The organism is Lysobacter sp. Root690, assembly GCF_001427785.1.
Lineage (GTDB): Bacteria > Pseudomonadota > Gammaproteobacteria > Xanthomonadales > Xanthomonadaceae > Lysobacter.
On the sequence record NZ_LMHM01000017.1, the window covers coordinates 435,529 to 460,532 of the forward strand.

Here is a 25,004-nt window from a genome sequence, read left to right on the forward strand (position 1 = left end):
ACAACGGAATGGGCGGTTGCGCGGGAAGGCGAGCGGGCAGCGGAAGGCGCACGAAGTGCAACAGCCGCCGCGATGCCCTCCGCATCGCAACCTGTAGCACCCCAAGGCCGGTCTCCGGACTCGCCAGCGGGCCGACGCGGGGTCGGTTCCGGTCGCGGCGCCTTCCCGTGCCTTGCACAGTGGCGGATGCCGCGATCTGACTGGCTTACCGTTGCGGGGGCAGTGCCGGAATGGCGCCGGCTCGTCCGATCGGAGGAGGGCGTGTCACCGGCTTCCCGTTTCAACCCCGGCGGCGCAAGCCGTGGGGTCACCTTGAAGCGGTGCGCAGTCTACGCGATGCGGGGGGCAAAGTCCGGGCGGGCCCTCACCCCAACCCCTCTCCCGCAGGCGGGAGAGGGGCTTAAGGCGGCGTGGGGATTGAAAGTGCTCTCTGCCGAGCAGTCCGAAGCTGCCTGGCCGCGAGCCGGGCCAACCGCAAGCTCAATGATGTTCCCTTCTCCCGCCTTGCGGGAGAAGGTGCCCGAAGGGCGGATGAGGGCGCTTGCGCTGGCGATTACGACGACGGTCGCTGACCGACGCCTCACACCTCAAGCCAACCGAACCGGCCGACCTCAGTCGTGGCGTTCTTCGCCGTCCTGATCGCCCTGCCGCTCATTGCCGTCGGACGCGTCGTCGTCGTCATGCGCCGCCGGACCGCCATCGTAAGCCGAAGCTTCCTCGTGCCGTTCCTCGGCATGCATGGTCGTGTGCACCGGCGCGGCGGCCGGCTTGTTGCGCGGCGCCGGCAGCAGCGCGGTCGCCGCTTCGGCGGCCAGGATCAGCTCCTGGCGGCGTTCGTCGCTGATCTCCTGCCAATGGCAGTCGAGCAGCGCGCCTTCGATCGCGTAAAGCAGGTTCAAGGTCGGCTTGAAGCCGGCGCGCTTGACCCGCATGAACGCCTCGACCGTGCCGATCGCAGCAATATCTTCATGCGTGCGCAGACCCACTTGGCGCAGCCAAGCTGCACTTTTGGGCCCGATATTGCGCATCTTGGGTGCCGCGGTCATGCCACAGACTCCAGGTAGACCTGCGCCAGGGCTTCCAGGCCCGCCTGGTCGTCGGCATCGAAGCGGTTCGGCACCGGGCTGTCGAGATCGAACACGCCGATCAGCCGCTCACCCTTGAACAACGGCACCACCACCTCCGAACGCGAGGCCGCGTCGCAGGCGATATGGCCGGGGAAGTCGTGGACGTCGGCGACGCGCTGGGTCTGGCGGCTCGACGCGGCCGCGCCGCACACGCCCTTGTCGAGCGGAATACGCACGCAGGCCGGCAGGCCCTGGAACGGTCCGACCACCAATTCGGTGCCATCGTAGAAATAGAAGCCGACCCAATTGAGCTGCGGTAGCGCCTGATTGACCAGCGCCGACAGGTTGGCGGCATTGGCGACCCGGTCGCGCTCGCCGTCGAGCAGGCCGCGTGCCTGATCGAGCAACTGGGCGTACTGCTCGGGCTTTCCGCCCGAAAGTGTGGAGGCTGTAAACATTCAGGGAGTGTAACAGCGGGGCCTGCCGCGACTACCATGGCCGGCTGGCATCGCCGGAAAGCGCGAGATGAGTCACATCCATGGTGACTTGAGCGCCCACGCCGCCTGCGTCTTGTCCGCCTTGCCGCATCGCTTTATCCAGCCTCCAGGACCCCGCGCCTCCCCGCATGACCGAATCTCTCAGCCTTCCGCGCGGCCCGATTCCCAAGGGCGTGTTCGTCACCGGCACCGACACCGGCATCGGCAAGTCGCTGGCCAGTGCCACGCTGCTGCACTGCCTGCGCTCGCTCGGGGCGCGCGCGGTCGGCATGAAACCGGTCGCCAGCGGCTGCGACGCCACCGCGGACGGCTGGCGCAACGAGGACGCCCTGTTGCTGCAGGCGGCCAGTGCGCCGACCCCGCGCTACGACGACGTCAATCCCTATGCGCTGCCGCAACCGCTGGCCCCGGAGATCGCCGCCGCGCAGGCCGGTGTCGAGATCGCGCTCGCGCCGATCCAGCAGGCCTACGCGCGACTGTCGGCGCAGGCCGATACGGTCGTGGTCGAAGGCGTCGGCGGCTGGGCCGCGCCGATCAGCGCCGAGCTCGATCAGATCGACCTGGTGCGCGCGCTGGATCTGCCGGTGGTGCTGGTGGTCGGCGTGCGACTGGGGGCGATCAACCACGCCCGCTTGAGCGCGTGCGCGATCCAGGCCGACGGCGCGCGGCTGGTCGGCTGGATCGCCAACGGCATCGACCCGCACATGGCGAGCGCCGAGGAAAACTTCCAGATCCTGTGCCGTCGCCTGCCGGTGCCGTGCTGGGGCCGGCTGCCGTATTCGCCGTCGCCCGATCCGGCCGCGATGGCGGGGCTGTTGACGCCGGTGTTCTGAAAACGCGGTATCCGCGATGCGGGCGGAGCGAGATTGCGTGCTGCGACGATGGGCTGTGGTGGCGTGCGGTCCGTTCGAAAACTACTTGGTTCGCGCTTCGACCCGGGATCTTTCGGCGATAGCCGCGCCGCGGTTTCCATGCGTCGGCGAAGCACGGCAGCGAAGCGGTCAAGCTGAGCGACCGCGATCAGGCAATCGCCATCGCCCCAACCGCAAGACCACTTTCGCGCACACAACAAAAAACCCGACAGCCTGCGCTGCCGGGTTCTTGTATCCGCATTACCAGCCGGAGAGAGAGACGGTTGCGATTACTTCGCAGCGGTCGCCTTGGTCGCGGCCTTGGTGGCCTTCTCGACGTTGGCCTGGGTGGCCTTGGCGGCGGTTTCGATCTGCGACTTGGCCAGCTCGGCGATGGCTTCGTTGGCCTTGATGGTGCGGCCGAACGCTTCCTGACCGGTGCTGACAGCGCGCTCGACGTTTTCGCGAGCGATCTGCACGCCCTTCGGCCACAGGGTCTTGAAGGCTTCCGGATCGCGCGCTTCGGCGGCTTCACCGAAGAACGCAAAGGTCGCGTTGACGCGCTCTTCGATCGCGGCGATCTGCAGACCGAACACGGCGCCGGCGTTGTCGAGGGCCAGGCGGTTGACCTGAGCGGCCGTGTCCGCGAACTGGCGCGTAGCGGCGGCGAACTGTTCGTTGAATTGCTGGTACATGGCTGAGCTCCTGAGTAAGGGTCCAGACGAAGAACGACTGGATTGTGCGGTGCAGCATAGATCCGGCTTTGTTGCGATGCAACATCGGCCCGACGAGCGGTCGCCAACCGTTCAGAAAGTCCGCCTATTCAGCTAGTTAGCGGCGAGGCAGCTGTTCAGGCAAAGCGGCGCGCAACGGTGAAATCGGGGCCGGATGCGCCGGTTGGGCGCGCGTCGGTCGGCGCTCTCGGGTTCGATCGGCCGACCGCGGCACCGTGCATGGGCCGGGTTACAGCCGGACTATTCGCGGCGCTGCTCATGGCTGCCGAAACGCGGAATTGCGCGCGCGGTCCAGGAACGCGTCGTTGCGTTCCGGCGCAGCAGTCGCGGGTGGGCGAGGTTGGATTGGCGCGGGGCGAGCGGTTGCCGTCAGGTCAGAGCCGACGCGCAGACGAAACAGCGATACGTTCGCGACCGCGCTGATCGGCGCGTCGTCGAACCAATCAGCTCGGGACCCGGGCCGCAGCCTCAGCCGCGGTAACGACAACCCGCGGTGCAGGTCTCGTGCACGACGATTTCGCTCAGCAGCGGCAGCACCGGCTTGAGCTGATCCCAGACCCACACCGCCAGACGCTCGCTGGTCGGGTTTTCCAGGCCTTCGATGTCGTTGAGGTAATGATGATCGAGACGGTCGTAGATCGGCTGGAACGCCTTTTTGACGTCGGCGTAGTCCATCACCCAGCCGGTGTGCTCGCCCAGTTCACCGCGCAGATGCACCTCGATCCGGAACGAGTGGCCGTGCAGGCGCGCGCACTTGTGGCCTTCGGGAACGTTCGGCAGCCGGTGCGCGGCTTCGAGGGTGAAGACCTTGAAGATGTCGACGGCAGTCATGGCGGTAACCGGTGGCGGTGCGGACGCGGCGCGGCGTCGGTGAGTGGGGCGGCAGGCGCGTCCGGCGCCGGAAACGAAAAGGCCCGCAGCGCGGGCGGGCCTGGGTCTTGCTGCGCGGGTATCCATGGTGGCTATGGGTGGACTCGAACCACCGACCCCAGCATTATGAGTGCTGTGCTCTAACCGGCTGAGCTACATAGCCATGGGGAACCGCGAATTCTTCATGCCGGACGCGCGCTTGTCAATCGTCTGAGCGCGGCTTTGCCCGACTTGTCGTCTGCGCCACCCCGTGGCAGAGTCGGTCTCAGTGAATTTGGAGTCCGCATCGTGATCGATCCGGACGGCTATAGGCCTAATGTCGGCATCGTGCTCATGCACTCGGACGGCCGCTTGTTTTGGGCCCGGCGAGTGCATCGCGATGGCTGGCAGTTCCCGCAAGGCGGGATGAACACCGACGAGACGCCGCTCGAGGCGATGTACCGCGAGCTGCACGAGGAAACCGGCCTGCTCCCGCAGCACGTCGAAGTCCTCGGCTCGACCCCGGGTTGGCTGCGTTATCGCCTGCCGCGGCGGGCGGTGCGCCGCAACGACCGGCTCGTCTGCATCGGCCAGAAACAGGTCTGGTTCCTGCTGCGCCTGACCGGCGAGGAGTCCGACTTGCGCCTGGACCTGACCGACAAGCCCGAGTTCGATCACTGGCGCTGGGTCGACTTCTGGTATCCGGTGGAGCACGTGGTCATGTTCAAGCGCGGCGTCTATGCCAGCGCCTTGCGCCACCTGGCGCCGTTCGCGCGCCAGCTCGCCGGTCCCCAGGCGGTCCCCGTGCCCAGCCCGGAAGCGCGCCTGCGCGAGGCGCAGATGGGCGGCTGCGGTCATCCGCCGCGCGCGCGTGCGTTCGGTGGCGGCAATCCGGCTCGTGGCAGCGGGTCCGATTCCGGCGGCTGAGCCGGTCGGGCCAGTCCGGGCGGGTGATTGTGGGCTTGTTGGTCGCGGTTAATTGACAATCATTCGCATCCGTGGCGGAATGGCGCTGCAGCCAGTTGGCTGCATGACCGAAGACCTGCGCCGTGTACGTCTGCATCTGCAACGGAGTCACCGACCGCGATATTCGCCAGGCCGCCGAAGCCGGTTGCCGCAGCGTGCCCGAGCTGACCATGCGCACCGGTGCCGGCGCCAATTGCGGCAGCTGCCTGGAACTGGCCAGCTCGCTGCTGGAGCAGGCGCGCAACGTGCGCGAGCTGCCGTTGAACGTGCTGCAACAGGCCGCCTGAGCCGTCGCAGCGTTGTGTGATTCGGGCTGGGCCCGACTTCGAATGTCCCTCTGATCTTCGCCGCGGCGGTCACGCTGCGGCTTGGCCTTGTCCGTGCGGGTCGACTCGACGCGCGACCGCGTCATCGATGCCGCTTACACAACGCCGCGCGCCGGTTGCGAGCGGCGCCATGGCGGCCCGAACGACACTGATTCTCGGCTCCCGTTGCGCACGATTCGCGTTTCGTCATGGCTCGGGCGAAACCGTTAGAGTGCCGCCCATTGCAACGTCGGAGCACGGCCATGAAAGGCGACCCCAAGGTCATCGAATTCCTCAACAAGGCGCTCTTCAATGAGCTGACCGCGATCAACCAGTACTTCCTGCACGCCAAGATGCTGAAGAACTGGGGCCTGAAGGAACTGGCCGAGCACGAGTACCACGAGTCGATCGACGAGATGAAGCACGCCGACAAGTTGTCGGACCGCATCTTGTTCCTCGACGGCCTGCCGAACTTCCAGGCACTGGGCAAGCTGCGCATCGGCGAAAACCCGCGTGAGCTGCTGGCCTGCGACCTGGCGCTGGAGCTCGAGGCGATCCCGCTGCTGCGCGAAGCGATCAAGTACTGCGAAACCGTCAGCGATTACGTCAGCCGCAAGCTGTTCGCCGACATCCTCGATTCCGAAGAAGAGCATGTCGACTGGATCGAAACCCAGTTGGCGTTGATCGAGCGTCTGGGCGAGCAGAACTATCTGCTGACCAAGATCGAGGAGTGAGTTTGGAGGAGTGAGGAACGCGTTGGGCTTGAGGGTTCCACTGCTTCCGGGGATTTCGGTTCTAGCCAGCCAGCGACGTAGATGACGTAGCCAGCCAGCCAAGATCGTGATTTGCCGAGCGCGAGTCAGGTCTCGTTTTTTGCTTCCGCACTTGCTGTCAAAAAACATCAAAAAAGCCGCAGGCGATGAGCTTGCGGCTTTTTTTGTTGCTGCGATAAGCGTGGGTGCTTGAGGATTCGTCGATGATCTGAGCGAACAGCGTGGGGGCTGAAGCCTTTCCCACAAAAGACCTCGCCGCAACGAAGAACCTTTGTCGCAACGAAGATTAGTGCTTGAAGTCTTTCGTGGGAGGAGGCTTCAGCCCCGACGCGTTCCTTTCAGCTCGCAGCGCGACAGCGTCCGGCCGCCGCGATCAGCCAACGAGTCGCCGCTTCTCGCTCCTACTCACGTCTCACTCCTGCGCACTCACTTCCCACTCTCACCCCGAAGCCGCGGCCCCCACCTTCGGCCTGCGCCGGAACAACTTGCGCCACAGCCACCACAGCGCCGTCGCGATCACCACGCTGATCAGCACCGCGACGCCGAGCACCACCCACGGGTAAGCGAACACCAGCGACAGGCCGCCGAGCACGGCGACGTCTTCGGTTACCGAGGCGGTCCAGTTGCTGACCGGTTCGGGCGAGGTGTTGAGCACGGCGCGCGAGCCGGACTTCAGCAGGTGACTCGTAAGCGCCACGCCGGCGCCGGTGGCGAGCGCGCCGGCACCGAGTTGGCCGTCGGGCGACATCGCCGCGGCCGCGAGAAAGGCACCCACCGGCACCCGCAACAACGTATGCAGAAGATCCCAGCCCGAGTCCACGCCGGGGATCTTGTCGGCGAAGAATTCGCCCACGGTCAGCAGGCCGCACACGCCGAGTACCCACGGCGACTGGGTCGCCTGCAGCGCGGTCGGCAGTTCCAGCCAGCCCAGCGCGCCGGCGATGCCGACCCCGAACACGGTCAGATAGACCCGGACCCCCGACAGCCAGGCGAGAACTACGCCAACTGCGAACAGGTGCGCATCGGACATCGTGGCTTTCCCGTTAAGATTTAGGGTTGAGTATAGGTAAAGCCGGCGGTGTGAGCCGTCGCTGTCGAGTATGGCCAAAACCCCGCCGCCGCGTTTCGTCATCGTCCAGCAGCAGCCGGACAAGCGCCCTTATATCTGGACCGCCGTCGGCGTGGCGTGGGCGTTGTCGTTGATCGTGGCGTGGCTGTGGTCGCAGTCGCTGGCCGCGCCCAGGCTGCCCACGTTGACCGCCGAACTGGAAACCACCAAGCGCGAGTTGCGCGACCGCCAGAATCAGCTCGACCGGCTGGCCCAGCGCGAAGCCACCTTGCAGCGCTCCGACCAGATCAGCCGCGCCGCCAACAAGCAGGTGCAGGGCTCGCTGGCCCAGCGCGAGGAGGAAATCTCCGACCTGCGCGCCGATGTCGCCTTCTACGAACGCCTGGTCGGCGCGACCGCGCCGGCCAAGGGGCTCAACGTGCACTCGGTCGAGTTCAAGCCCGAAACCGGCGGCACCTGGCATTACCAGATCGTCCTGACCCAGAATCTCAACCGCGGAGCGGTCAGCAGCGGGGGGCTGCAGTTCCAGGTCGAAGGCGTGCGCGGCGGCAAGCTGGCCGCGATCGGCTGGGACGAGTTGCACCAGAAGTCCAAGGCGCCCGCCCAGGACTATTCCTTCCGCTACTTCCAGCAGGTCGACGGCAGCGTGATGCTGCCGGCCGGGTTCACTCCGCAACGCGTACGCATCTCGCTGCGCGGGGAGAACGCCTCGATCGATCAGCACTTCGCCTGGAAGAGCGGCGTCACCGTAAACGGGGAAACTTAAAGACCATGTTCAAGACCAACAGCAAACCGACCCAACTGCGCGAAGGCCAGGTCGACACCATGATCGGCCCGCAGGTGGTGATCCGCGGCGACCTGCACTTCAGCGGCGGGCTGTATATCGAAGGCCGCATCGTCGGCAAGCTGCTGGCCCTGGACGGTCAACCGGCCAGCCTGACCCTGGCCGAGAACGGCAGCATCGAGGGCGAGGTGCGCGCGCCGGTGGTGATCATCAACGGCGAACTGACCGGTGATGTGTATTCCAGCGAGCGGGTGGAACTCGCGGCCAAGGCGCGGGTCCAGGGTAATGTGCATTACCGGGTGGTCGAGATGACGGCCGGTTCCCAGCTCACAGGCCGTCTGATTCATGCAGAGTCCGCCGCTGCGTTGCCGGCGCCTGAAGCCCTGATTACCGCCGACGCCCTGATGGATTGAGGGCGAACGCCCCAGCCCCCAGACGGTGCGGATGAGCGAAGAATCTTCCCAATCCGCGCCGACTTCCGCCGCACCGGTGACCTCCGGCCCGGCGGCGCCCTCGGAACAGCCCGCATCGGCCGGCGATGGCCGCCACCCGTGGCGGGTTCCGGCCGCCGTGCTGCTGACGGCGGCCCTGACCTTCGGCGCCTGGGGCCTGTGGCGCGGCCTCACCCAGCCCGAACAAGCCCCGCCGCCGCCGATCGCGGACGGCGCCGCGCTGAGCCCGCGGCAGTTGCAGGCCGAACTCGAGCAACTGCGCCAGCGGGTGACCACCCTGGGCCGCTCCGACGCGATCAGCCGCCAGGCCAACCGCGACCTGCAAAGCGCGCTGGCCGAACGCGACGAGGAAATCGCCGGCCTGCGCGCCGACGTGGCCTTCTACGAGCGCCTGGTCGGCGCCACCGGCCAGCGTCGCGGCCTGACCGTCCACGCGTTGAAGATGCAGCCGCAGGACGGCGCGCCCTCGGCCTGGCACTTCACCACCACCCTGACCCAGAACCTCAACCGCGGCGCGGTCAGCGCCGGCCGGCTGACCCTGGCCCTGGAAGGCACCCGCGCCGGCAAACTCGAAAAACTGGCCTGGGCCGACCTGCGCCAGCAGCCGGCCGCGCCCGGCACGGCGTATTCGTTCAAGTACTTCGAGCAGATCGAAGGCGACGTGTTCGTGCCGCAGGGCCTGACCCCGGTGCGGGTCACGGTGCGGCTGACCCCGCAATCCGGGCCGGCGGTCGAGCAATCCTTCAGCTGGGCCGACGCGACCCGCGACACCGCGGCCGCCGCCACGGGCGCCGGCAACCCCGGCAGCTGATCGCTGTGTTCGCCTGGCGCGCTTGAATGCGAGGGCCGCGGCCCTCATCCTTTCGGCATGGAAATCACCACTCTCACCGCGGCGCCTGGCTACCAGTCGCTGGATCGGCCGTTGCAGTTCAGTTCCTCGGCCGCCGGCAAGGTGCGCGAGTTGATCGCCGAAGAGGGCAACGACGCGCTCAAGCTGCGGGTCTATATCCAGGGCGGCGGCTGCTCGGGCTTCCAGTACGGGTTCGAATTCGACGAACAGCAGGGCGAGGACGATCTGGCCGTGCAGACCGACGGGGTGACCTTGCTGGTCGATCCGCTCAGCCTGCAGTACCTGATGGGCGCGGAAGTCGACTACACCGAGAGCCTGCACGGTTCGCAATTCGTGATCCGCAATCCGAACGCGAAGACCACCTGCGGCTGCGGCTCCTCGTTCGGCGTGTGAGTACGGCCCCAGCCTTCGCCTTCGTCGAAGCCGATTCGGCCTGGCGCGCGGCGCTGGACCGCGCCGATCATCTGCGCGATCAACCCGAGGCCTTGGCGGCGTTGTGGCCGCGGGCGCGGGTGATCGTGCTCGATGGCTCCGGTCAGGCTTATGCCGACGACGACGACAACTTGCTCGCACCCTTGGGCCATGAGCTGACCGATGGCCCGGGCGGTACCGGCGCCTCGATTTTTCTGGGACTGGCGGCGGACGGGCAGGCGTGGTTCGCGATCGAATCGGATCTGGTCGCGTTCCAGGCGCCGCGGCGGGTCGATCTGCGCCGCGCCGCCGCGCATTGGCCGTTGCTCGACGCCAGCGTGTTCGCCCAGGCCCGCGCCCTGCAGCACTGGCGCAGCCGGCATCGCTACTGCGGTGTGTGCGGCGGCGAAATCGCCTTCGCCCGCGCCGGCTGGACCGGCCGTTGCGGCCAATGCGGCACCGAACATTACCCGCGTACCGACCCGGCGGTGATCGTCGCGGTCAGCGACGGCGAGCGTCTGTTGCTCGGTCGCCAGGCCGGTTGGCCGGCGCAGCGTTATTCGGTGATCGCCGGCTTCGTCGAGCCCGGCGAATCGCTGGAGCAGACCGTGGCCCGCGAGGTGCTGGAAGAAACCGGCGTGCGCGTGCGCAGTTGCCAATACCTGGGCTCGCAGCCGTGGCCGTTCCCGAGCGCATTGATGCTCGGTTTCGCCGCCCTGGCCGAACCCGATGCGCCGCAGGTCAGCGACGAACTGGAAGAAGCGCGCTGGTTCACGCTCGAAGAGATCCGCGCCGCCGCGGCACGTGGCGAACGCAAGGCGGCCGCGCCGTCGGCCGAGGCCGCTGCTGCCGCGGGCGACGACGACGGCCCGCTGCTGTCGCCCAGCATCTCGATTTCGCGCTGGCTGATCGAGCATTGGCGCGTGGCCGCCGAGGCGCGCGCGGGGCGTTGAAGTACGCGAGGGTGGCGAGGACGACGAGATCGAGTCCGATGCTGCTGCGTACGGTGCTGAGCTCGTTGTGTTTCGTGATCGGTCGATCTGGTTAATTCCAACCTTTCCGATTCCAGGCTTTCTGCGTTAGCCCGGGATCTTTTGTGGGCGGGGCTTCAGCCCCGACGCTGTTCGATCCGGTGTCGGTGTTCGCTGCGGATGGGTTTGTCGCGGTCTGAGCGGAAAGCGTCGGGGCTGGAGCCCGTCCCACAAAAGACCTCGTAACAACGTGGGCAAACCTCAAAAGCAGGGCCGCCACAGGCCAGGCCTCGCGTGGGGCTTCGCAGCAAGCCGAACTCACAGCAAGCGGGCTCCACCGCAAGTCGTACCGCACCGCAACGCCGCGGCTTGGTTTCTCGTCGAGTCGCCATGGGCCCGCGACCGCGCCTGCACGCGGTCGCGCTAGAATCGCGAGAGTTTGATGCTTGCCTTCTTCGCCTCGCCAGGAGCGTCGCCCCGATGTCCGTCACGCTGATCGCCGCCGTCGTCGCACTCGTGCTCGGCCATCTCGCGCAGTCGCTGGCCGCGTCGGTGCGTCACTACGGCTGGTACAGCGACTGGCTGCGCTGGATCGACAGCCGCTTTCCCGAAGGCAGCTTCTGGCGCGGCCGCTGGGGCCTGCTGATCGCGCTGGTGCCGCCGCTGCTCGCGGTCGGCTTGTTCCAGCTGGCGCTGGACGAACCCCTGATCGGGCTCGGCGGACTGGTGTTCGGCATCTTCATCCTGTTCTACGCCTGGGGTCCGCGCGACCTGGATCTCGATGTCGAGGCGCTAGCCTCGGCGCGCGATCCCGCCTCGCGGCGTGAGGCCGCGACCAAGCTGTGGCCCGAAGGCGCCACGCCGCTGCTCGACGGCGGCTCGCTGGTCGAAGCCGTGTTCCGCAGTGCGCTGCGGCGCTGGTTCGGTGTGCTGTTCTGGTTTCTGCTGCTCGGGCCGATCGGCGCGCTCGGCTATCGCCTGGTCGCGCTGGCCGCCGAAGGCGAGGCCTCGCGCCACCTGCCCGGCGAGACCCGGGCCGGCGCGCACACGCTGCTGGCCCTGCTGGACTGGCCGGTCGCGCAGCTGCTGACCCTGGCGCTGGCCCTGGTCGGCAATTTCGACACCGTGCTCGGCGCCTGGCGCGAGGCCGGCGGCACCCGCTTCAACCTCGACAACCGCTTCCTCGGCGCGGTCGGGCGCGCCAGCGTCAAGTGCGAGCTGGCCGAAGAAGCCGCCGACTACAACGACGAATCCGGGGTCGCCGCGCCGGCCCTGTCCGGCCCGGGCACTACCCTGGTCGCGGCCGAAGTGCCGGAACTGCGCGATGCGATGAGCCTGGTCTGGCGCAGCCTGCTGGTGTGGCTGGCGGTGCTGGCGTTGTTCGTGATCGCCGGCTTCGTCGCCTGACCCGCCGCGGCGCCCGCGCCGTGTTCGCGACCCCGTTCGCGACCCCGAACTGAGACCGCCTGAGCGGAAACCCAACGCCGCCGCATGGATGGGGTAGGGAGGCGGCGCGCGACCTGCGTTTGTAGGGACAGGTTTCGCGCAATCCGCGAGCCGCGCGACTCCGTCCGTCCCCGGCCACCCCGGCGTCGAACGGTTGTCCTGTCGCAGGGGGTTGGACAGGGCCCGCGCGCCGCGGATATGCCGGAACCGGTTCGCACGCTCGCGCGTGCGTTCGCGTCACAGCAGCCAGAAAGCGGCAATCGCGACGAAGAAGCGCCGGTTACGCATGCACGGGAGTCCAGCGGTCAAGAACTGAGCCCCGTGCATCGCGTAAGCGGTCGCCTCGCGTCCATGCGCCATCACGCTTGCGGAGGATTCGATTTGGGCAATCGCTTCACGTCTGTGATCCATGCCAGTTTTGCGCCGGCAATCGCCGCGCATGACGGCCTTGGCTTCGTTCAATCCCCGGCGCCGGCTGGGCTAGTATCGAAGCAGGTAACCGCAACGTGGGCGAAAGTGGACGTAGGCCAGGAAACTTCAGCGGCGAATCAGCCCGCGGCGACGCGCGAGGGCGACGATCATTTCGTCGTGTTCCTGCGCGATCACCGCGAGCCGTTGATCGCGTTTCTGCGCAAGTCCGCGGCCTCGCACGAGGACGCGCAGGACATCGCGCAGGAAACGATGATGCGCATGCTGCGTTATCGCGATCAGCCGGCCGATGCCCTGAAGATCCTGATGTACCGCATCGCGATCAACGCGCTCAACGATCGCGGCCGGCGCCAGAAGACCCGCCACGCGCCCGAACACGTGAGTCTGGATGAGGACTATCACGCGTTGCCGTCGCACGAACCGGCGCACGATCAACGCGTGGCCACCGAGCAGGAATTGGCGCTGGTGCGCGCGGCGATCATGCAATTGCCCACGCGCAGCCGACAGATTTATTTGCTCAATCGCATCAATGGAATGAGTTACACGCAAATCGCTCGCCACTGCGGTATTTCTGTAAAGGCAGTGGAGAAGAATATCGGCCGGGCGCTCGCGCTGTTGCGCGTGCGTATGAAGGAAAGCGGCTACGAGAGCTTGCAAGAACCATGAAGACCACACTGCTCACATCCACGGCCGATCATTCCGCCGACTCCGACGACGACCGCGCGAGCGCGTGGGTCGCGCTGCTGGATTCGCCCGAATGCACGTCGCACGATCGCGCCGAGTTCGATCGCTGGCTCGACGAATCGCCGCAGCACGTCCTCGCCTATGTCGAGGCCGAGCGCGCGCATCAGGCGGCCGCGCAACTGAAGAACGACGAACTGCTGCAGGCGGCCGCGCGCATCGCTTGGCGCGCGACCGGTCGCGACAACTCACGCTCGCGCTGGTGGGTGCCGACCACGCTGGTCGCCTCGCTGCTGGTCGCGACCGTGGTCGGGGTCAACTGGCTGCGCGCGCCGGGCGAACCCACCGTCCAGCACTACGCCACCGCGATCGGCGAGCAGCGTTCGCTGCGTCTGGCCGATGGCACCCAGGTCATGCTCGATACCGACTCGGCGATCGTCGCGCGCTTCGGCGACGACCGTCGCGAGATCGAACTCGATCGCGGCCGGGTCCAGTTCCAGGTCGCCGCCGACGCGGCGCGTCCGTTCTCGGTCAAGGCCGGCGACGGCGTGATCCGCGACATCGGCACCACCTTCCAGGTCAGCAAGCACGCCGACTCGATCAACGTCGGCCTGATCGAAGGTTCGGTGATCGTGTCCAGCGGCGTGGCCCAGGTCGGCAGCACGCTCAACCCCGGCCAGCAGATCAGCTACGACCGCAGCGGGCGCATGACCCCGGCCGAGCCGCTCGATCTCAACGTCGCCCAGGCCTGGCCGACCGGCGACTTGGTGTTCAAGAACAGCCGCCTGGACACCCTGCTCACCGAGATGAACCGTTACTCGTCGACCAAGCTGTTGCTGGCCGAACCGGCGCTGGGCGAGATCACCATCAGCGGCGTGTTTCACATCGGCGATCAGGCGTCCTTGCTCAAGGCGCTCGAACAGGGTTGGTCGTTGCGCGCCGAGCAGGGCCAGGGCGGCGAAATCGTGCTCCATCGCAAGTCGGGCTGAGTCCCCTGGCCGCCACGGCGATGCTATGGTTGGATCGCGCCTGCACACAGGGGGCGTATGGGTTCAGCAGTAGCCTGATCGATGCGGTTGGTGGATGGCCAAGATTTCCTATGCGTTCATCGTTTCCGTCGCGCTGACGTTCGCGTCCGAAGCCGGGGCCTTCCCGGCCGCTGCGGACGATTTTCCAGCCGATGGCTACAACATTCCGGCCGGCGCGCTCGATGACGCGCTGAACGAATTCGCGCGTCGGCATCACCTGCAGATCTCCTATTCCCCGGCCCTGGTGGCGCGTCGGCGCAGCCGCGGCCTGCGCGGCGCCGGCTCGGTCCGCGAGGGCCTGGCCCGCCTGCTGGAGGGCACCGGCCTCACCGCGGTAGCCGTAAAGCCCAATGTTTACTTGCTACAGGCGTCGCCGCGCCCGGCCCGGCCGGTGCCCGCGCCGGTGCCGGCGGCCAAGCCGATGGCCACCGCCAAGCCGCCGGTACCGACCGAATTGGACACGGTTCATGTGACCGGAACGCGCATCGGCCGCGCCGATTTCGAAAGCTCGCTGCCGCTGACCCTGATCACCAACGAACAGATTCGCGCCAGCGGTCACCAGACCCTGTTCGACCTGCTGCGGCTGATGCCGGGCATGACCGGCCACCATCCGCGCAACGTCGCCACCGAGGGCGGCGCGACCCAGGTGCCGTCCGCGGCCGCGGCCTCGGCCAGTCTGTATTCGCTGGGACCGCGCGCGACCTTGTTCCTGGTCGACGGCCGGCGCATGGCCAACTACGGCCTGGTTTCCACCGACATGGGCGCGCTGACCGATCTCAACGGCATTCCGCTGAGCATGGTCGACCATATCGAAATCGCCCACGGCGGCGCCTCGGCGATCTACGGCGCCGACGCCATGGCCGGCGTGGTCAACATCATCCTCAAGAAGGATTACCGCGGCGCCGAAGTCGGCGGCAGCTTCGGCGTGTCGCAGCGCGGCGACGCCGAGCAGACGCGCGCCTACGCCAGCTTCGGCGAACGCACGCCCGGCGACGGCAGCATCTTCGTCAGCGTCGATCACTACACCCGCAACCCGCTGCTCGGCAGCCAGCGCCGTTGGAGCACGCTCGACCAGCGCTTCGACGGCCAGCGCGACCTGCGCGTGCCGTCGGGCTTCACCTTCGGCAACTTCGTCGTGGCGCCGGCGCCCGGTTGCGAGGGCGACGAAGCGGTCGCGGACAGCGCCGCCTGCACCCTCGACATTCCGCGTTACGTGAGCCTGCAGCCGGGCATCACCAGCAACGCGTTCTACACCCACTTCCGCCAGCCGCTCGGCGACAACGCCGAGTTCTACGCCGACCTGCGCGCGACCCGGGTCAGCCTGGAGATGCAGAACGCGCCGTTTTACGCCTCGGTGCAGCTGCCCGAAGGGCATCCGGATTCGTTCAAGCCGTTTCCGGCGCTGCGCCTGAATTACTGGTTTTCCGAATTGGGCCCGGTGCGCAACCGCAGCGTCACCACCACCCGCGACTACACCGCCGGCATCAAGGGCTATCGCGGCAAGTGGGAGTGGGACGTCAGCCTGTCGCGCCGGCGCAACAAGGTGGTCAACCGCATCGACGGATTGATCGACGAGTCGGCGCTGTTCGGCACCCAGGGCGATGCCGAGGTCACCACCTTCCGTTTCAGCAAGGCCGAGGAAAACCCGACCGAGGTGCTCGAGGCGATCTCGCCGCGCACCACCATGGGCGGCGAAGTGGTGCTCGACACCGTCTCGGGCAGCATCGAGGGGCCGCTGTTCGCGTTGCCCGCGGGCGACGTCAAGGTCGCCGCCGGCTTCGAGGCGCGGCACGAACGCGTGCGCAACCGGCCCGACGACGCCTTCATCAAGGGCAAGATCGCATTGGCCCAGGAAGCCGACTCGCGCGACGCCAGCCGCAACACCTCGGCGATCTACGCCGAGTTCAACGCGCCGCTGCACGAGAAGCTGTGGGTCAACGCGGCCTGGCGCGTGGACCGCGATGCCGGTTACGGCAATCAGATCTCGCCGATGTTCGGCGTGCGCTGGCAGCCGTTGCGTTCGCTGGCCTTGCGCGGTTCCTTCGGCGAGGGCTACCGCGCGCCGACCCTGGCCGAGCTGCGCCGTCCGCTGGTGGTCGACAACCAGGCGTTCGTGCGCTCCGACGCCACCACCCAGCCCTGCCTCAACGATTACGGCGATTACTGTCAGGTCGTGCAGCGCGCGGTGATCAATCCCGACTTGCGTCCGGAAACCTCGACCAGTCGCAGTCTGGGCCTGATCTGGACGCCGAACGAAGACTTCACCGCCACCGTCAATCGCTACCGCATCCGCCGCAACAACGAGATCCTGGCGATCGACGCCGCGTCGCGGCCCGACCTGTTTCCGAAGGCCTTGATCCGCGACGCCGACGGCTATCTGGACACGGTCGAGACCTACCTCGACAACGTCGGCAGCACCGAAGTGCGCGGCTGGGAAATCGATGCCGAGTACCGTCACCAGACCCAGCGCTGGGGCAACCTGTCGTTCCGCATCAACGGCCACTACATGGATCACCTGCTGCGCCGGTTGCATCCGAAGGAACGCGAGTACGACTTCTCCGGCTACGGCACGCCCAACAACACCGTGCTGGGCAGCGTGCGCTGGAGCTATCGCGACTGGATCGCCACGCTCAACCTTCGCTACATGGGTCACGCCACGGTCGGCATCCAGCCGGGCCAGGACTGCGTGCTGCTGGACGAGCCCGCGCGCTGCCGCACGCCGAGCGCGACCCTGGTCGGGTTCGATGTCGCCTACGGCGGTTTCGACAAGTGGCTGATCGGTTTGAACGTCAGCAATCTCAACGATCGCCGGCCGGTCAATTACGATTACAGCTTCGGCGGCTACAGCATCGTCGACGACGATCCGGTCGGCCGCTATTACCTGGTCAGCGCGGTGTACCGCTTCTGAGATCAGGGAGTGGCCGCAATCGGCCTGCAATGGGCCGACGGCAGCCGTCAGGCGCTCAGCCCGGCGCGAGCCACGAGAACGGCGGCCACGGCAGATTGCGCAGCACCCAGAACGCGCCGAGCGCGATCAGCCACAGCTTGCCGTCGACCATCGTGGCGACCGCGCGTCGCGGCAGCGGCAGCCGATAGCCCAGGCCGTGCAGCACGATCAGCGGCAAGGTCAGCATCGCTACCGGCAGCAATGCATTCATCGCCAGCATCTGGGCGAGATCGCCATGCACCAGCGCGTGCAGCGCGCGGGTCATGCCGCAACCCGGGCAGTACAGCCCGGTGAAGCTGTGGAACACGCACGCCGGCAGCGGACTGCCGGCGGCGTTGGGATCGAAACGGCGCAGCACCCACACGCCGGCCGCCGTCGCCGCGAGCGCGGCGGTTGCGGTCGCCGCGAGGGCGAGATGGCGCGGGTGGGCGCTGTGCTGCACGTTGCGGGTCCCGATGCGGGCGCTTAGCGCGACTGCGCCTGCTGCAACTGCTGCAGGAAGTCTTCCGACATGAAGGACATGCCGTTGACGAAGAACGACGCGATGTTCAGCAGCAGGCTGACCGCGACCAGGGCGGTGCCGACCCAGCACCAGATCTTCGCGTTCTCCGAAGCCTTGCGCGCGCCGGCATCGTCGCCGGCATTGAACTTGGTGTTGACCTGATTGCCGAACACGATCGCGACGATACCCGGCGCGGCGCCGATCAGGCAGCAGAAACAGGCGCCCAGCACGGTGATGGTGATCGACCAGGCCAGGTAGGTGGGATACGGCGCGGCCGCGGTGGTGACGGGCTGATTCATGGTGTCCTTCCCCAAGACAAACGTCGGTCGCCGACGCGGCGACCGTTCGCGGGCATCCTAGCAGCGCGTCGCGACAACGGCACGTCGCCGCGACGGCCCAGGGCATGCCGATCGCGGCCGATTACGCCCGGCCGCGCCGATTGTGGGGACCCGCGGCGATCGGCGACGGTTCGCGGCGTCGCCGGCACGGCGCCTCGCGCGGCGATCAGGCCCGATCGCCGCGCAGCGCGCGGACCTGCGCTTCCAGCGATTGCGCGGTGATGCCGGCGGCGTCCTGCGGCGGATCGGCGACGACCTCGATCGCGGCGCGGAACCGGCGCGGCACCCGCATGCGATCCAGCCAGCCACCCTCGGCGCGATTGCTGCGGCGGCTCCACATGCTGGCCCACATGCCGCGCAGCGCCATCGGGATCACCGGCACCGGATTTTTCTCCAGCACCCGCTCGACCCCGGACTTGAACGGCGCGATCTCGCCGTTCTTGGTCAATGCGCCCTCGGGGAAGATGCCGACCAACTGGCCGTCGGCGAGCGCGGCCTCGATTTCCTCGAACGCGCGCCGCATTACCTCGGGGTCCTCCTTGGCCCCGGCGATCGGGATCGCCTTGGCGGTGCGGAAGATCCAGCTCATCACCGGGATGTTGAAGATCTTGTAATACATCACGAAGCGCACCGGCCGCGGGATGCTCGCGCTTAGGATCAGCGCGTCCATGTAGCTGACGTGATTGCACACCACCAGCGCCGCGCCTTCGTCGGGGATCTTCTCGACCCCGGCCACGCGCAACCGGTACAGGGTGCGCACCAGCACCCAGCTCAGGAAGCGCATCAGGAACTCGGGCACGATCGTGAAGATGTAGATCGCGACCAGCGCGTTGGCGATCGCCAATGCCAGGAACACCTGCGGGATGGTCCAGTGCAGGAAGCGCTGCACGACCACGCCGAGCACCGCCGCCGACACGATGAACGCCGCGTTCTGGATGTTCATGCCGGCAATCACGCGGGACAGCTCGTTCTTCGGCGAGCGGTTCTGGATCAGCGCGAACAGCGGCACCACGAAGAAACCGGCGAACAGGCCGATCCCGACCAGATCGATCATGATCCGCCACGAACCGGCGCCGCGCACGAACGCGGCCACGTCCAGCCCGGTCGCGGTGGCCGCGCCGGTGCGGGCGAAATACAGGTCGATCATGAAGGCGCTGATGCCGAACGCGCCCAGCGGCACCAGACCGATTTCGACCGTGCGCGCCGACAGGCGTTCGCACAGCATCGAGCCCACGCCGGTGCCGATCGAGAACAAGGCCAGAGCGAAGATGTAGAGGGTCGGATCGCCGCCGAGATTAGTCAGCGCATAACCCGGCAACTGCGAGGTCAGCACCGTGCCGACAAACCAGAACCACGACACGCCCAGCACCGAATTGCGCACCGCCGGCTGACGGCGGGTCATGCGCATGATCTTCACCGACTCGGGAATCGGGTTCCACTGGATCTTCAGGTCCGGCTCGCCGGCGTCGGCGCGAGGGATCATCCGGCTGACCAGATTGCCGGTCACCGCCAACACGATGATCGCGGTCGCCGCGACCACCGGCCCGTGAGTGCCGGCGAGGGTAAAGATCAGGCCGCCGAAGATCATGCCGGTGAGGATCGCGATCGAGGTGCCCATCTCGACCAGGCCGTTGCCGCCAGTGAGTTCCTCGGGCTTGAGCACCGACGGCAGGATCGAATACTTGACCGGCCCGAACAGGGTCGACTGCAGGCCGGTGCCGAACAGCGCGATCAGCAGGATCGTCATGTTCTGGGTGACGAAGCCGACCGCGGCCAGCGACATGATCGCGATCTCCATCGAGGTCGTGATCCGGATCAGCTTGTGCTTTTCCAGCTTCTCGGCGATCTGCCCGGCGGTGGCCGAGAACAGGAAGTACGGCAGGATGAACAAGGCCGGCGCGAGGTTGGTGTAGAGCGTGCGCTGCGCGTCGTCGACGCCAAGGTAGAACAGCAGGCCGATGATCGCCTGCCGGTAGACGTTGTCGTTGAAGGCGCCGAAGGCCTGGGTCAGGAAAAACGGCAGGAACCGCCGTTGGGTGAGCAACGCGAACTGGTTGTGCGCCATGCCGTCCTGCTTGTGGATTCGTGTCCGCGCGTGGATGCGCGGCTCGGGCGAAGGATTCGCGTGGGGAGCCTAACAAAAGCCGACTGGCCGGGTGTAGCGGCATCAGCGAGGTAGCGCAAAAGTAGCCCCGGCAATGCACGCCCCTAGACCACCCGCTCCCGCCCAGCCCCCGAACCCGTCCACCGCCGCCACCCGCCTTTGCTTTTTTGTCTTTGCCTTTGCTTTTCCCCCCTTTGCAAAAGGGGGGGGGCAGGGGGGATTCGCTTTTGCCCTTAGCCTTTACCGCACCTCACCCGCCATGACGCATCGCCGCCGATGCGCTACGCGCGAGAAGCGCTCTCAAGCCCCTCTCCCGCGAGCGGCGACCGCAGGGAGTGCAAAGCCGAGAGGGGGCGGGATGAGGACACGCTCCCGCGCCAACCCTCAACGCACCGCCGCATCCTTCCAATCCGCCCCATGCGGCCCATCCGCGGCCTTCTCCCGCGCCACCCGGCTCCACTCCGGCTCCTCGCGCCAGCGCCGCGTGCTGCGCTGGAAGAACTGGCTGTTGGGCACCTGCAGCACCGTGTCCTCGCCGCTGGCGTGGCTTTCCTGCAGCGTGGTGAAGATGAAATTGATATCGACCACCCGCCCGCGCAGCCCCGGCTTATCGCCGCCTTCCAGCACCTCGATGTAGTCGTACAGCCGGAACGGCCGCGTGGTCAGAATCAACAACGCGCAGAAGATATTCGACAGCACGCTCCACGCCGCGAAGAACGCCACCGCGCCGACCGCCACGAACCCGGTCAGCGTCGTCCACACCACCGATCCCTCAATCCCCAACCGATTGAGCAACAACAGCAACGCCGCGATATAGATCAGCGTGTTCAACACCCGCCGAACCCCGATCGCGAACGCCGGCGCCAGGTCGTACTGGTTCGACAACCGCCGCAGCAGATGCCGCAGCAGCGTGGTCAGCAGCCATGCCCCGGCCAGAATGGCCAGCGCTTCGCCGAGTTTCGCGGCGATGTAGGCGGCCTGGGCGATGGTGGGGGACATGGTCGGTTCGGCCTCTGGCAGCGGATATGGCCGAGCAGTGTACGAAGGCGGTGGTTAGCGCGCCGTGCCTGACCGGGCGACAGCCTGACGATGCGTCTACACTCGATGCGCGCGTCGTGTCGCCAAGGGGCCGACGGCCGACCCGGCGCTTGAACGCTTAATTGACCCGGCGACCTGGTGGCAGCGTCGTACGGATGGGGGTTCACCGTTTTCCTGAGGTCTGCGGCGTCACGACCCGAGCGGCGCCGGAGGGCTATCGGTCGACGCGTTGATAGGCATCCAGGATCGCGTCTCTGAATTCCGCAGGCAGGGCGTCATAGTCCTGGGCGCGGTCCGCCAGTTTCTGGTCCAGGTCGGTATGCGTATCGAACCCCGAAGCCACCGCGCGCAGCACCAACAAACTGCAGGCGGTGAACTCTCGTTCGTGTCCCGGTATCAATGACTGCGCGCACAACTCGATCACCTCGTAGGGATGCCAATGCTGACCCCGCGTCAGGACGCCGTGTTGTACGTCGATAAGCTGTTTCAACGCGTCGCGATGCCGCTCGACGTCGGTGCCGTAGTCGCTTTCGGCAATGAACGTGAGTTCGGCGTGTTTGAGCGATTTTAAGAGGTCGTCGAGCATGGTTTCGAACGCTTGTGTCTAAGTCCAACCGGTTGGTGGCGCTGCATCGGATCAAAGGAAAACTCAGAGCTGGTTTGCCGTTACGAAGCCATGTTGAGTGAACGCTTCTCGAGTCCGCAGACATTAATCGATGCAACCCTCATTCAAGCCGAGGCGTTTGCGTCGGTTGATGGCGGGCCGGGTACGCAGCGGCGGGCGGATGGTCCGCGTGCCGGCCGCAGCGCGCGGGCCTTTACGACTCATAGCCCGGCACCCGAACGTCCAGGTAGTGCAACAGATCGCCGGCCGCGTCGTCCGCGTGGCCTCGGACATATGCGCTCTCGTCCTGCAGCGCAGCGGCTATCAGGGGAACGACGGTTGCCGCGTCGATGCGGCGGCAAGTACGGGCGAGATGGCCGAATCCCAGGATGGCGTTGCCCCCTGACATTGAAATGCGGATGCGATGCCAATGAGATGCAGATCGCCTGGGACCACTCGAAGTCCGGCGGGTCCATGCTGATCACGATGGGCACGTACAAAAGTTCATCGGGTACACCGCGCGCAATCACGGCCGCGACGTCCTGTTCCGTCCATCCGTCTTGAAAGGGGCCCATTGTTCGATCGCGTCCGAATGCGGGGCCAAGAGGCCGTTTTGTCCCAGGTGATTGCGAGCATTCTGGCATGGGTCGATCCGGCGTTCGACATTGTCGGCGTCGAGTGAAGATTCGGCTTTTATTCCATGCTTTCTGCGCGGCGAATTTCAGGTCCAGCCAGCTTTCCTTCGATACCCTGGGTCCAACCTTGCGAAGTGGAGGTCTTTATGTCCGCCGATACCAAGACGCCGTTGGACCATGTCAACGCGACGCTGAATCAGCTGAAGGAAATGCGACATTACTCCAAGAACTATGTGGAGCAGCTGACCGCGCAGTGGCTGCTGTTCGACGGGGAACTGTCGAAGTTGAAGCAGGCCGAGCGGATCGAGGAATTGATGACGCGGCAGGGCGAGTTGTACGACGCGCTGGAGGCGGAGATCGCGGAGCTGGAGGAAGTCGCGGTTTCGCTGCAGCCGGCGGCCGAGGATGCGGCGGGGACTGTGCATTAGCCCTGTGGCTTGCTCGCCTCAGTGACGAAGCCATTCCTTTAAATCGAGACCACGACGGCCGGACGAGCGCGAGCTTTTCCGGCCGTCTTGATTTGGGCCAGACGGGCGTGTTTCTGTTGAGAGCCGGCTTCTGTGGTCGCCAGTGCGCTCTAACGCATCGGCCAGGACCGCCGCCGCGCAAGCCGCCATGGGCGGCATTCGTAAGGTTTGGAAGTTCGCCCCGATCGAGTGAGCCGCCGATTGCGGCGCTGTACGGCTGGACGGAAGCCTGTTCATCGTGCTGAGCGAACCGAGATGAAAAACATCGGTGTCTGCCCCTACCAACATCTTACTCCCCCGGGGGCTTGCGGCAAGCCCCGGCGCGTGGTGCTCAATCGCCGACCTGACTTGGCCAGTGGATCGGGAGAGTGCGATGAGCAGGTTGTCGTCGAAGGGTGAGGCGCGCGGTTGGGTTGAGGATGCGACGGCGGGGCTTCCGAAGCGGTCGCGGGCGGTCGATGCCGCGGTTTGCGAGGTTCGGGCGGCACACGCCGCGCTGTTGATGGGAGCGTGTCGATGAACGTGCATGCGGTGGTGATCGTGGGCGGTGGTCCGACCGGGTTGATGCTGGCGGGTGAGTTGGCGCTCGCGGGTGTGGACGTCGCGGTGGTCGAGCGGCGCGCCAATCAGGAACTGGCGGGTTCGCGCGCGGGCGGGCTGCATGCGCGCACGCTGGAGATGTTCGATCAGCGCGGCATCGTCGATCGATTCCTGGCGGAAGGGCAAAAGGCGCAGGTCGCGGGGTTCGCCGGGGTCAAGCTGGACATCAGCGCGTTTCCGACCCGGCACAATTACGGGCTCGGGCTGTGGCAGAACCATATCGAACGCATTCTCGCCGGCTGGGTCGGCGAGTTACCGGTGACGTTCTATCGCGAACGCGAGGTGCTGGGGTTCGCGCAAGACGATAGTGGGGTCGACATCGTCATGTCCGACGGCAAGTCGTTGCGTTCGCAGTACATGATCGGCTGCGACGGCGGACGCAGCCGCGTTCGCAAGATCGCCGGTATCGATTTTCCCGGGTGGGATCCGACGATCAGCAGCCTGATCGCCGAAGTCGAGATGACCCGGACGCCGGAGCTGGGCGTGCATCGCACCGACCTGGGCGTGCATGCGTTCGGGCGGACCGAGTACGAGATCCGCGACGGGCAGGTGATCTACAAGGACGAGGGGCCGATCAAGGTGATGGTCACCGAGGCGAGCGTCGCGACGACGAACGATGAGCCCACCTTGGACGATCTCAGCCGGGCGTTGATCGCGGCCTGCGGCACCGACTACGGCGCGCACAGTCCCATCTGGATTTCGCGTTTCACTGATGTGAGCCGGCAGGCGGCGACGTACCGCAATGGGCGCGTGCTGTTGGCCGGCGATGCCGCGCATGTGCATGCGCCCGACGGTGGGCACGGTTTGCAGACCGGCGTGCAGGACGCGATGAATCTAGGCTGGAAGTTGGCCCAGGTGATCAAGGGAATATCGCCGGACAGTCTGCTCGACAGCTACCACGCCGAGCGTCATCCGGTCGCGGCGCGCGTGCTGCGCAATACGATGGCCTCGACCGCGTTGCGCCCGGCCGATGCGCGCACGACGGCGTTGCGCGACACGGTGGCCGAGCTGCTCGGCATGGATGAGCCGTACCAGCGATTCGCCGCGATGATGACGGGGTTGGATATTCGCTACGACTTCGGCGAGGGCCATCCCTTGCTTGGGCGGCGCATGCCGGATCTCGATCTGGTGACCGCCGAGGGGCCGTTGCGCGTCTACCGCTTGCTGCATGGTGCGCGGCCGGTGCTGATCAACTTCGGCGAAGTCGGTGGCTTCGATAGTTCGGCTTGGGCCGATCGGGTGCAGGCGATCGATGCCGGGTACGCGGGGGGGTGGGAGTTGCCCGCGCTTGGCGTGGTCGCGGCGCCTGTGGCTGTGTTGATTCGGCCGGATGGGTATGTGGCCTGGGTGGGTGAGGGAAGTTGGCAGGGGTTGGCGGATGCGTTGACTGTCTGGTTCGGGTCGCCCGCGGCGGTGTAAGGCGGCGAGTCGTCGCGGATGACGATACCGACTGTAGGAGCGGCGTCCGGCTGGATTTCCTTCGGTCACGAGCCGCGACCACGACACCACAGATACGACGTAGGCACGATGTCGCGGTCGCGGCTTGCGCCGCTCCTACAGGGGGAAACGAAACGGCCGGGAGAGCGGGTGCTCTTCCGGCCGTTTT

The 25,004-nt window shown here is 66.7% G+C and carries 24 protein-coding genes, 1 tRNA gene, 1 pseudogene and 1 riboswitch; of the genes and pseudogenes, 15 read left to right on the top strand and 11 right to left on the bottom strand.

Translation table 11 applies throughout. From position 1 onward, the window contains the following. Nucleotides 1–87 precede the first annotated feature (87 nt). A riboswitch (cobalamin riboswitch) is annotated at nucleotides 88–330 on the bottom strand. A gap of 281 nt (nucleotides 331–611) precedes the next feature. Then, on the bottom strand, nucleotides 612–1,046 hold the full coding sequence (locus ASD86_RS22440) for a TfoX/Sxy family protein (protein WP_056116092.1): 435 nt from the start codon (nucleotides 1,044–1,046) through the stop codon (nucleotides 612–614). Further along, nucleotides 1,043–1,525, bottom strand: a complete 483-nt coding sequence (locus tag ASD86_RS22445; RefSeq protein ID WP_056116094.1) for a GAF domain-containing protein — start codon at nucleotides 1,523–1,525, stop codon at nucleotides 1,043–1,045. Before ASD86_RS22445 ends, ASD86_RS22440 begins: the two co-directional genes overlap by 4 nt. Nucleotides 1,526–1,692: 167 nt before the next feature. On the opposite strand from ASD86_RS22445, the gene bioD reads away from it, so the two are divergent. Beyond that, nucleotides 1,693–2,397: a dethiobiotin synthase gene (bioD, locus tag ASD86_RS22450; RefSeq protein WP_056116097.1), complete on the top strand. Its 705-nt coding sequence runs from the start codon at nucleotides 1,693–1,695 to the stop codon at nucleotides 2,395–2,397. 308 nt (nucleotides 2,398–2,705) lie between these two features. Here the strand turns inward: bioD and ASD86_RS22455 are convergent, their stop codons facing one another. The 3 genes from ASD86_RS22455 to ASD86_RS22465 form a co-directional block, all read right to left on the bottom strand. Then, complete coding sequence (locus tag ASD86_RS22455; protein ID WP_036108864.1) at nucleotides 2,706–3,110, bottom strand: phasin family protein; 405 nt, start codon at nucleotides 3,108–3,110, stop codon at nucleotides 2,706–2,708. Between the two features lie 507 nt (nucleotides 3,111–3,617). After that, nucleotides 3,618–3,980: a 6-carboxytetrahydropterin synthase QueD gene (queD, locus tag ASD86_RS22460; protein WP_036108861.1), complete on the bottom strand. Its 363-nt coding sequence runs from the start codon at nucleotides 3,978–3,980 to the stop codon at nucleotides 3,618–3,620. A gap of 125 nt (nucleotides 3,981–4,105) precedes the next feature. Next, a tRNA-Met gene (locus ASD86_RS22465) sits at nucleotides 4,106–4,182 on the bottom strand. A 125-nt stretch (nucleotides 4,183–4,307) separates the two neighbouring features. Between ASD86_RS22465 and ASD86_RS22470 the strand changes: the two are divergent. From ASD86_RS22470 to bfr, 3 genes and pseudogenes are all read left to right on the top strand, one after another. Beyond that, nucleotides 4,308–4,787: pseudogene (locus ASD86_RS22470) on the top strand (RNA pyrophosphohydrolase); the annotation flags it as partial. Nucleotides 4,788–5,047: 260 nt separating this feature from the next. Further along, the gene (locus ASD86_RS22475) at nucleotides 5,048–5,251 is read left to right on the top strand and encodes a (2Fe-2S)-binding protein (protein WP_036108858.1); all 204 of its coding nucleotides are present in this window, start codon (nucleotides 5,048–5,050) and stop codon (nucleotides 5,249–5,251) included. Between the two features lie 281 nt (nucleotides 5,252–5,532). Next, the gene (gene bfr, locus ASD86_RS22480) at nucleotides 5,533–6,003 is read left to right on the top strand and encodes a bacterioferritin (protein ID WP_056116104.1); all 471 of its coding nucleotides are present in this window, start codon (nucleotides 5,533–5,535) and stop codon (nucleotides 6,001–6,003) included. Between the two features lie 478 nt (nucleotides 6,004–6,481). Here the strand turns inward: bfr and ASD86_RS22485 are convergent, their stop codons facing one another. Then, nucleotides 6,482–7,072 (bottom strand): DUF4126 domain-containing protein, encoded by a 591-nt coding sequence (locus ASD86_RS22485; protein ID WP_056116107.1) that lies wholly within the window; start codon nucleotides 7,070–7,072, stop codon nucleotides 6,482–6,484. Between the two features lie 70 nt (nucleotides 7,073–7,142). Here ASD86_RS22485 and ASD86_RS22490 point away from each other — a divergent pair, with 70 nt between their 5' ends. The 9 genes from ASD86_RS22490 (at nucleotide 7,143) to ASD86_RS22530 (ending at nucleotide 17,071) form a co-directional block, all read left to right on the top strand. After that, nucleotides 7,143–7,877, top strand: coding sequence for a DUF6776 family protein (locus ASD86_RS22490; RefSeq protein ID WP_056116110.1), 735 nt, complete (start codon nucleotides 7,143–7,145; stop codon nucleotides 7,875–7,877). Between the two features lie 5 nt (nucleotides 7,878–7,882). Beyond that, nucleotides 7,883–8,308 (top strand): polymer-forming cytoskeletal protein, encoded by a 426-nt coding sequence (locus ASD86_RS22495; protein ID WP_056116114.1) that lies wholly within the window; start codon nucleotides 7,883–7,885, stop codon nucleotides 8,306–8,308. Between the two features lie 31 nt (nucleotides 8,309–8,339). Beyond that, complete coding sequence (locus ASD86_RS22500; RefSeq protein WP_157477025.1) at nucleotides 8,340–9,158, top strand: DUF6776 family protein; 819 nt, start codon at nucleotides 8,340–8,342, stop codon at nucleotides 9,156–9,158. Between the two features lie 57 nt (nucleotides 9,159–9,215). Beyond that, nucleotides 9,216–9,590: an iron-sulfur cluster insertion protein ErpA gene (gene erpA, locus ASD86_RS22505; protein ID WP_056116118.1), complete on the top strand. Its 375-nt coding sequence runs from the start codon at nucleotides 9,216–9,218 to the stop codon at nucleotides 9,588–9,590. Continuing rightward, nucleotides 9,587–10,561: an NAD(+) diphosphatase gene (gene nudC, locus ASD86_RS22510; RefSeq protein ID WP_056116121.1), complete on the top strand. Its 975-nt coding sequence runs from the start codon at nucleotides 9,587–9,589 to the stop codon at nucleotides 10,559–10,561. The genes erpA and nudC overlap by 4 nt, the downstream gene beginning before the upstream one ends. A gap of 498 nt (nucleotides 10,562–11,059) precedes the next feature. After that, on the top strand, nucleotides 11,060–11,986 hold the full coding sequence (gene ampE / locus ASD86_RS22515; RefSeq protein WP_056116124.1) for a regulatory signaling modulator protein AmpE: 927 nt from the start codon (nucleotides 11,060–11,062) through the stop codon (nucleotides 11,984–11,986). A 237-nt stretch (nucleotides 11,987–12,223) separates the two neighbouring features. After that, entirely contained in the window at nucleotides 12,224–13,120 is an 897-nt protein-coding gene (locus tag ASD86_RS28320; protein ID WP_343123612.1) for a sigma-70 family RNA polymerase sigma factor, read from the top strand. Beyond that, nucleotides 13,117–14,124 (top strand): FecR family protein, encoded by a 1,008-nt coding sequence (locus ASD86_RS22525; protein ID WP_056116128.1) that lies wholly within the window; start codon nucleotides 13,117–13,119, stop codon nucleotides 14,122–14,124. Before ASD86_RS28320 ends, ASD86_RS22525 begins: the two co-directional genes overlap by 4 nt. Before the next feature lie 94 nt (nucleotides 14,125–14,218). Further along, the gene (locus ASD86_RS22530; protein ID WP_056116131.1) at nucleotides 14,219–17,071 is read left to right on the top strand and encodes a TonB-dependent receptor; all 2,853 of its coding nucleotides are present in this window, start codon (nucleotides 14,219–14,221) and stop codon (nucleotides 17,069–17,071) included. A 55-nt stretch (nucleotides 17,072–17,126) separates the two neighbouring features. Here the strand turns inward: ASD86_RS22530 and ASD86_RS22535 are convergent, their stop codons facing one another. The 5 genes from ASD86_RS22535 to ASD86_RS22555 form a co-directional block, all read right to left on the bottom strand. Continuing rightward, complete coding sequence (locus ASD86_RS22535; RefSeq protein ID WP_200957292.1) at nucleotides 17,127–17,552, bottom strand: DUF2752 domain-containing protein; 426 nt, start codon at nucleotides 17,550–17,552, stop codon at nucleotides 17,127–17,129. 23 nt (nucleotides 17,553–17,575) lie between these two features. Beyond that, on the bottom strand, nucleotides 17,576–17,911 hold the full coding sequence (locus ASD86_RS22540; RefSeq protein WP_056116134.1) for a CD225/dispanin family protein: 336 nt from the start codon (nucleotides 17,909–17,911) through the stop codon (nucleotides 17,576–17,578). 205 nt (nucleotides 17,912–18,116) lie between these two features. Next, nucleotides 18,117–20,015 (bottom strand): MFS transporter, encoded by a 1,899-nt coding sequence (locus ASD86_RS22545; protein WP_056116137.1) that lies wholly within the window; start codon nucleotides 20,013–20,015, stop codon nucleotides 18,117–18,119. 423 nt (nucleotides 20,016–20,438) lie between these two features. Then, on the bottom strand, nucleotides 20,439–21,053 hold the full coding sequence (locus tag ASD86_RS22550; protein WP_082578632.1) for a mechanosensitive ion channel domain-containing protein: 615 nt from the start codon (nucleotides 21,051–21,053) through the stop codon (nucleotides 20,439–20,441). Between the two features lie 253 nt (nucleotides 21,054–21,306). Further along, nucleotides 21,307–21,678 (bottom strand): hypothetical protein, encoded by a 372-nt coding sequence (locus tag ASD86_RS22555; protein WP_056116140.1) that lies wholly within the window; start codon nucleotides 21,676–21,678, stop codon nucleotides 21,307–21,309. A gap of 799 nt (nucleotides 21,679–22,477) precedes the next feature. Between ASD86_RS22555 and ASD86_RS22565 the strand changes: the two genes are divergently transcribed. Both ASD86_RS22565 and ASD86_RS22570 read left to right on the top strand, forming a co-directional pair. After that, nucleotides 22,478–22,759 carry a hypothetical protein gene (locus ASD86_RS22565; RefSeq protein ID WP_056116148.1) on the top strand — a complete coding sequence of 94 codons (282 nt, stop codon included), beginning with the start codon at nucleotides 22,478–22,480 and terminating at the stop codon, nucleotides 22,757–22,759. A gap of 555 nt (nucleotides 22,760–23,314) precedes the next feature. Then, entirely contained in the window at nucleotides 23,315–24,817 is a 1,503-nt protein-coding gene (locus ASD86_RS22570) for an FAD-dependent monooxygenase (RefSeq protein WP_056116151.1), read from the top strand. Nucleotides 24,818–25,004 lie beyond the last annotated feature (187 nt).

Coding starts and splice junctions, on each gene's coding strand:
- ASD86_RS22545 (WP_056116137.1), bottom strand. CDS start 20,015: ATGGCGCACAACCAGTTCGCGTTGCTCACCCAACGGCGGTTCCTGCCG.
- ASD86_RS22495 (WP_056116114.1), top strand. CDS start 7,883: ATGTTCAAGACCAACAGCAAACCGACCCAACTGCGCGAAGGCCAGGTC.
- ASD86_RS22555 (WP_056116140.1), bottom strand. CDS start 21,678: ATGCTCGACGACCTCTTAAAATCGCTCAAACACGCCGAACTCACGTTC.
- ASD86_RS22485 (WP_056116107.1), bottom strand. CDS start 7,072: ATGTCCGATGCGCACCTGTTCGCAGTTGGCGTAGTTCTCGCCTGGCTG.
- queD (WP_036108861.1), bottom strand. CDS start 3,980: ATGACTGCCGTCGACATCTTCAAGGTCTTCACCCTCGAAGCCGCGCAC.
- ampE (WP_056116124.1), top strand. CDS start 11,060: ATGTCCGTCACGCTGATCGCCGCCGTCGTCGCACTCGTGCTCGGCCAT.
- ASD86_RS22500 (WP_157477025.1), top strand. CDS start 8,340: ATGAGCGAAGAATCTTCCCAATCCGCGCCGACTTCCGCCGCACCGGTG.
- erpA (WP_056116118.1), top strand. CDS start 9,216: ATGGAAATCACCACTCTCACCGCGGCGCCTGGCTACCAGTCGCTGGAT.
- ASD86_RS28320 (WP_343123612.1), top strand. CDS start 12,224: ATGCCGGAACCGGTTCGCACGCTCGCGCGTGCGTTCGCGTCACAGCAG.
- ASD86_RS22550 (WP_082578632.1), bottom strand. CDS start 21,053: ATGTCCCCCACCATCGCCCAGGCCGCCTACATCGCCGCGAAACTCGGC.
- ASD86_RS22455 (WP_036108864.1), bottom strand. CDS start 3,110: ATGTACCAGCAATTCAACGAACAGTTCGCCGCCGCTACGCGCCAGTTC.
- ASD86_RS22490 (WP_056116110.1), top strand. CDS start 7,143: ATGGCCAAAACCCCGCCGCCGCGTTTCGTCATCGTCCAGCAGCAGCCG.
- ASD86_RS22445 (WP_056116094.1), bottom strand. CDS start 1,525: ATGTTTACAGCCTCCACACTTTCGGGCGGAAAGCCCGAGCAGTACGCC.
- ASD86_RS22530 (WP_056116131.1), top strand. CDS start 14,219: ATGGCCAAGATTTCCTATGCGTTCATCGTTTCCGTCGCGCTGACGTTC.
- ASD86_RS22440 (WP_056116092.1), bottom strand. CDS start 1,046: ATGACCGCGGCACCCAAGATGCGCAATATCGGGCCCAAAAGTGCAGCT.
- bfr (WP_056116104.1), top strand. CDS start 5,533: ATGAAAGGCGACCCCAAGGTCATCGAATTCCTCAACAAGGCGCTCTTC.
- ASD86_RS22570 (WP_056116151.1), top strand. CDS start 23,315: ATGAACGTGCATGCGGTGGTGATCGTGGGCGGTGGTCCGACCGGGTTG.
- ASD86_RS22525 (WP_056116128.1), top strand. CDS start 13,117: ATGAAGACCACACTGCTCACATCCACGGCCGATCATTCCGCCGACTCC.
- ASD86_RS22565 (WP_056116148.1), top strand. CDS start 22,478: ATGTCCGCCGATACCAAGACGCCGTTGGACCATGTCAACGCGACGCTG.
- bioD (WP_056116097.1), top strand. CDS start 1,693: ATGACCGAATCTCTCAGCCTTCCGCGCGGCCCGATTCCCAAGGGCGTG.
- ASD86_RS22540 (WP_056116134.1), bottom strand. CDS start 17,911: ATGAATCAGCCCGTCACCACCGCGGCCGCGCCGTATCCCACCTACCTG.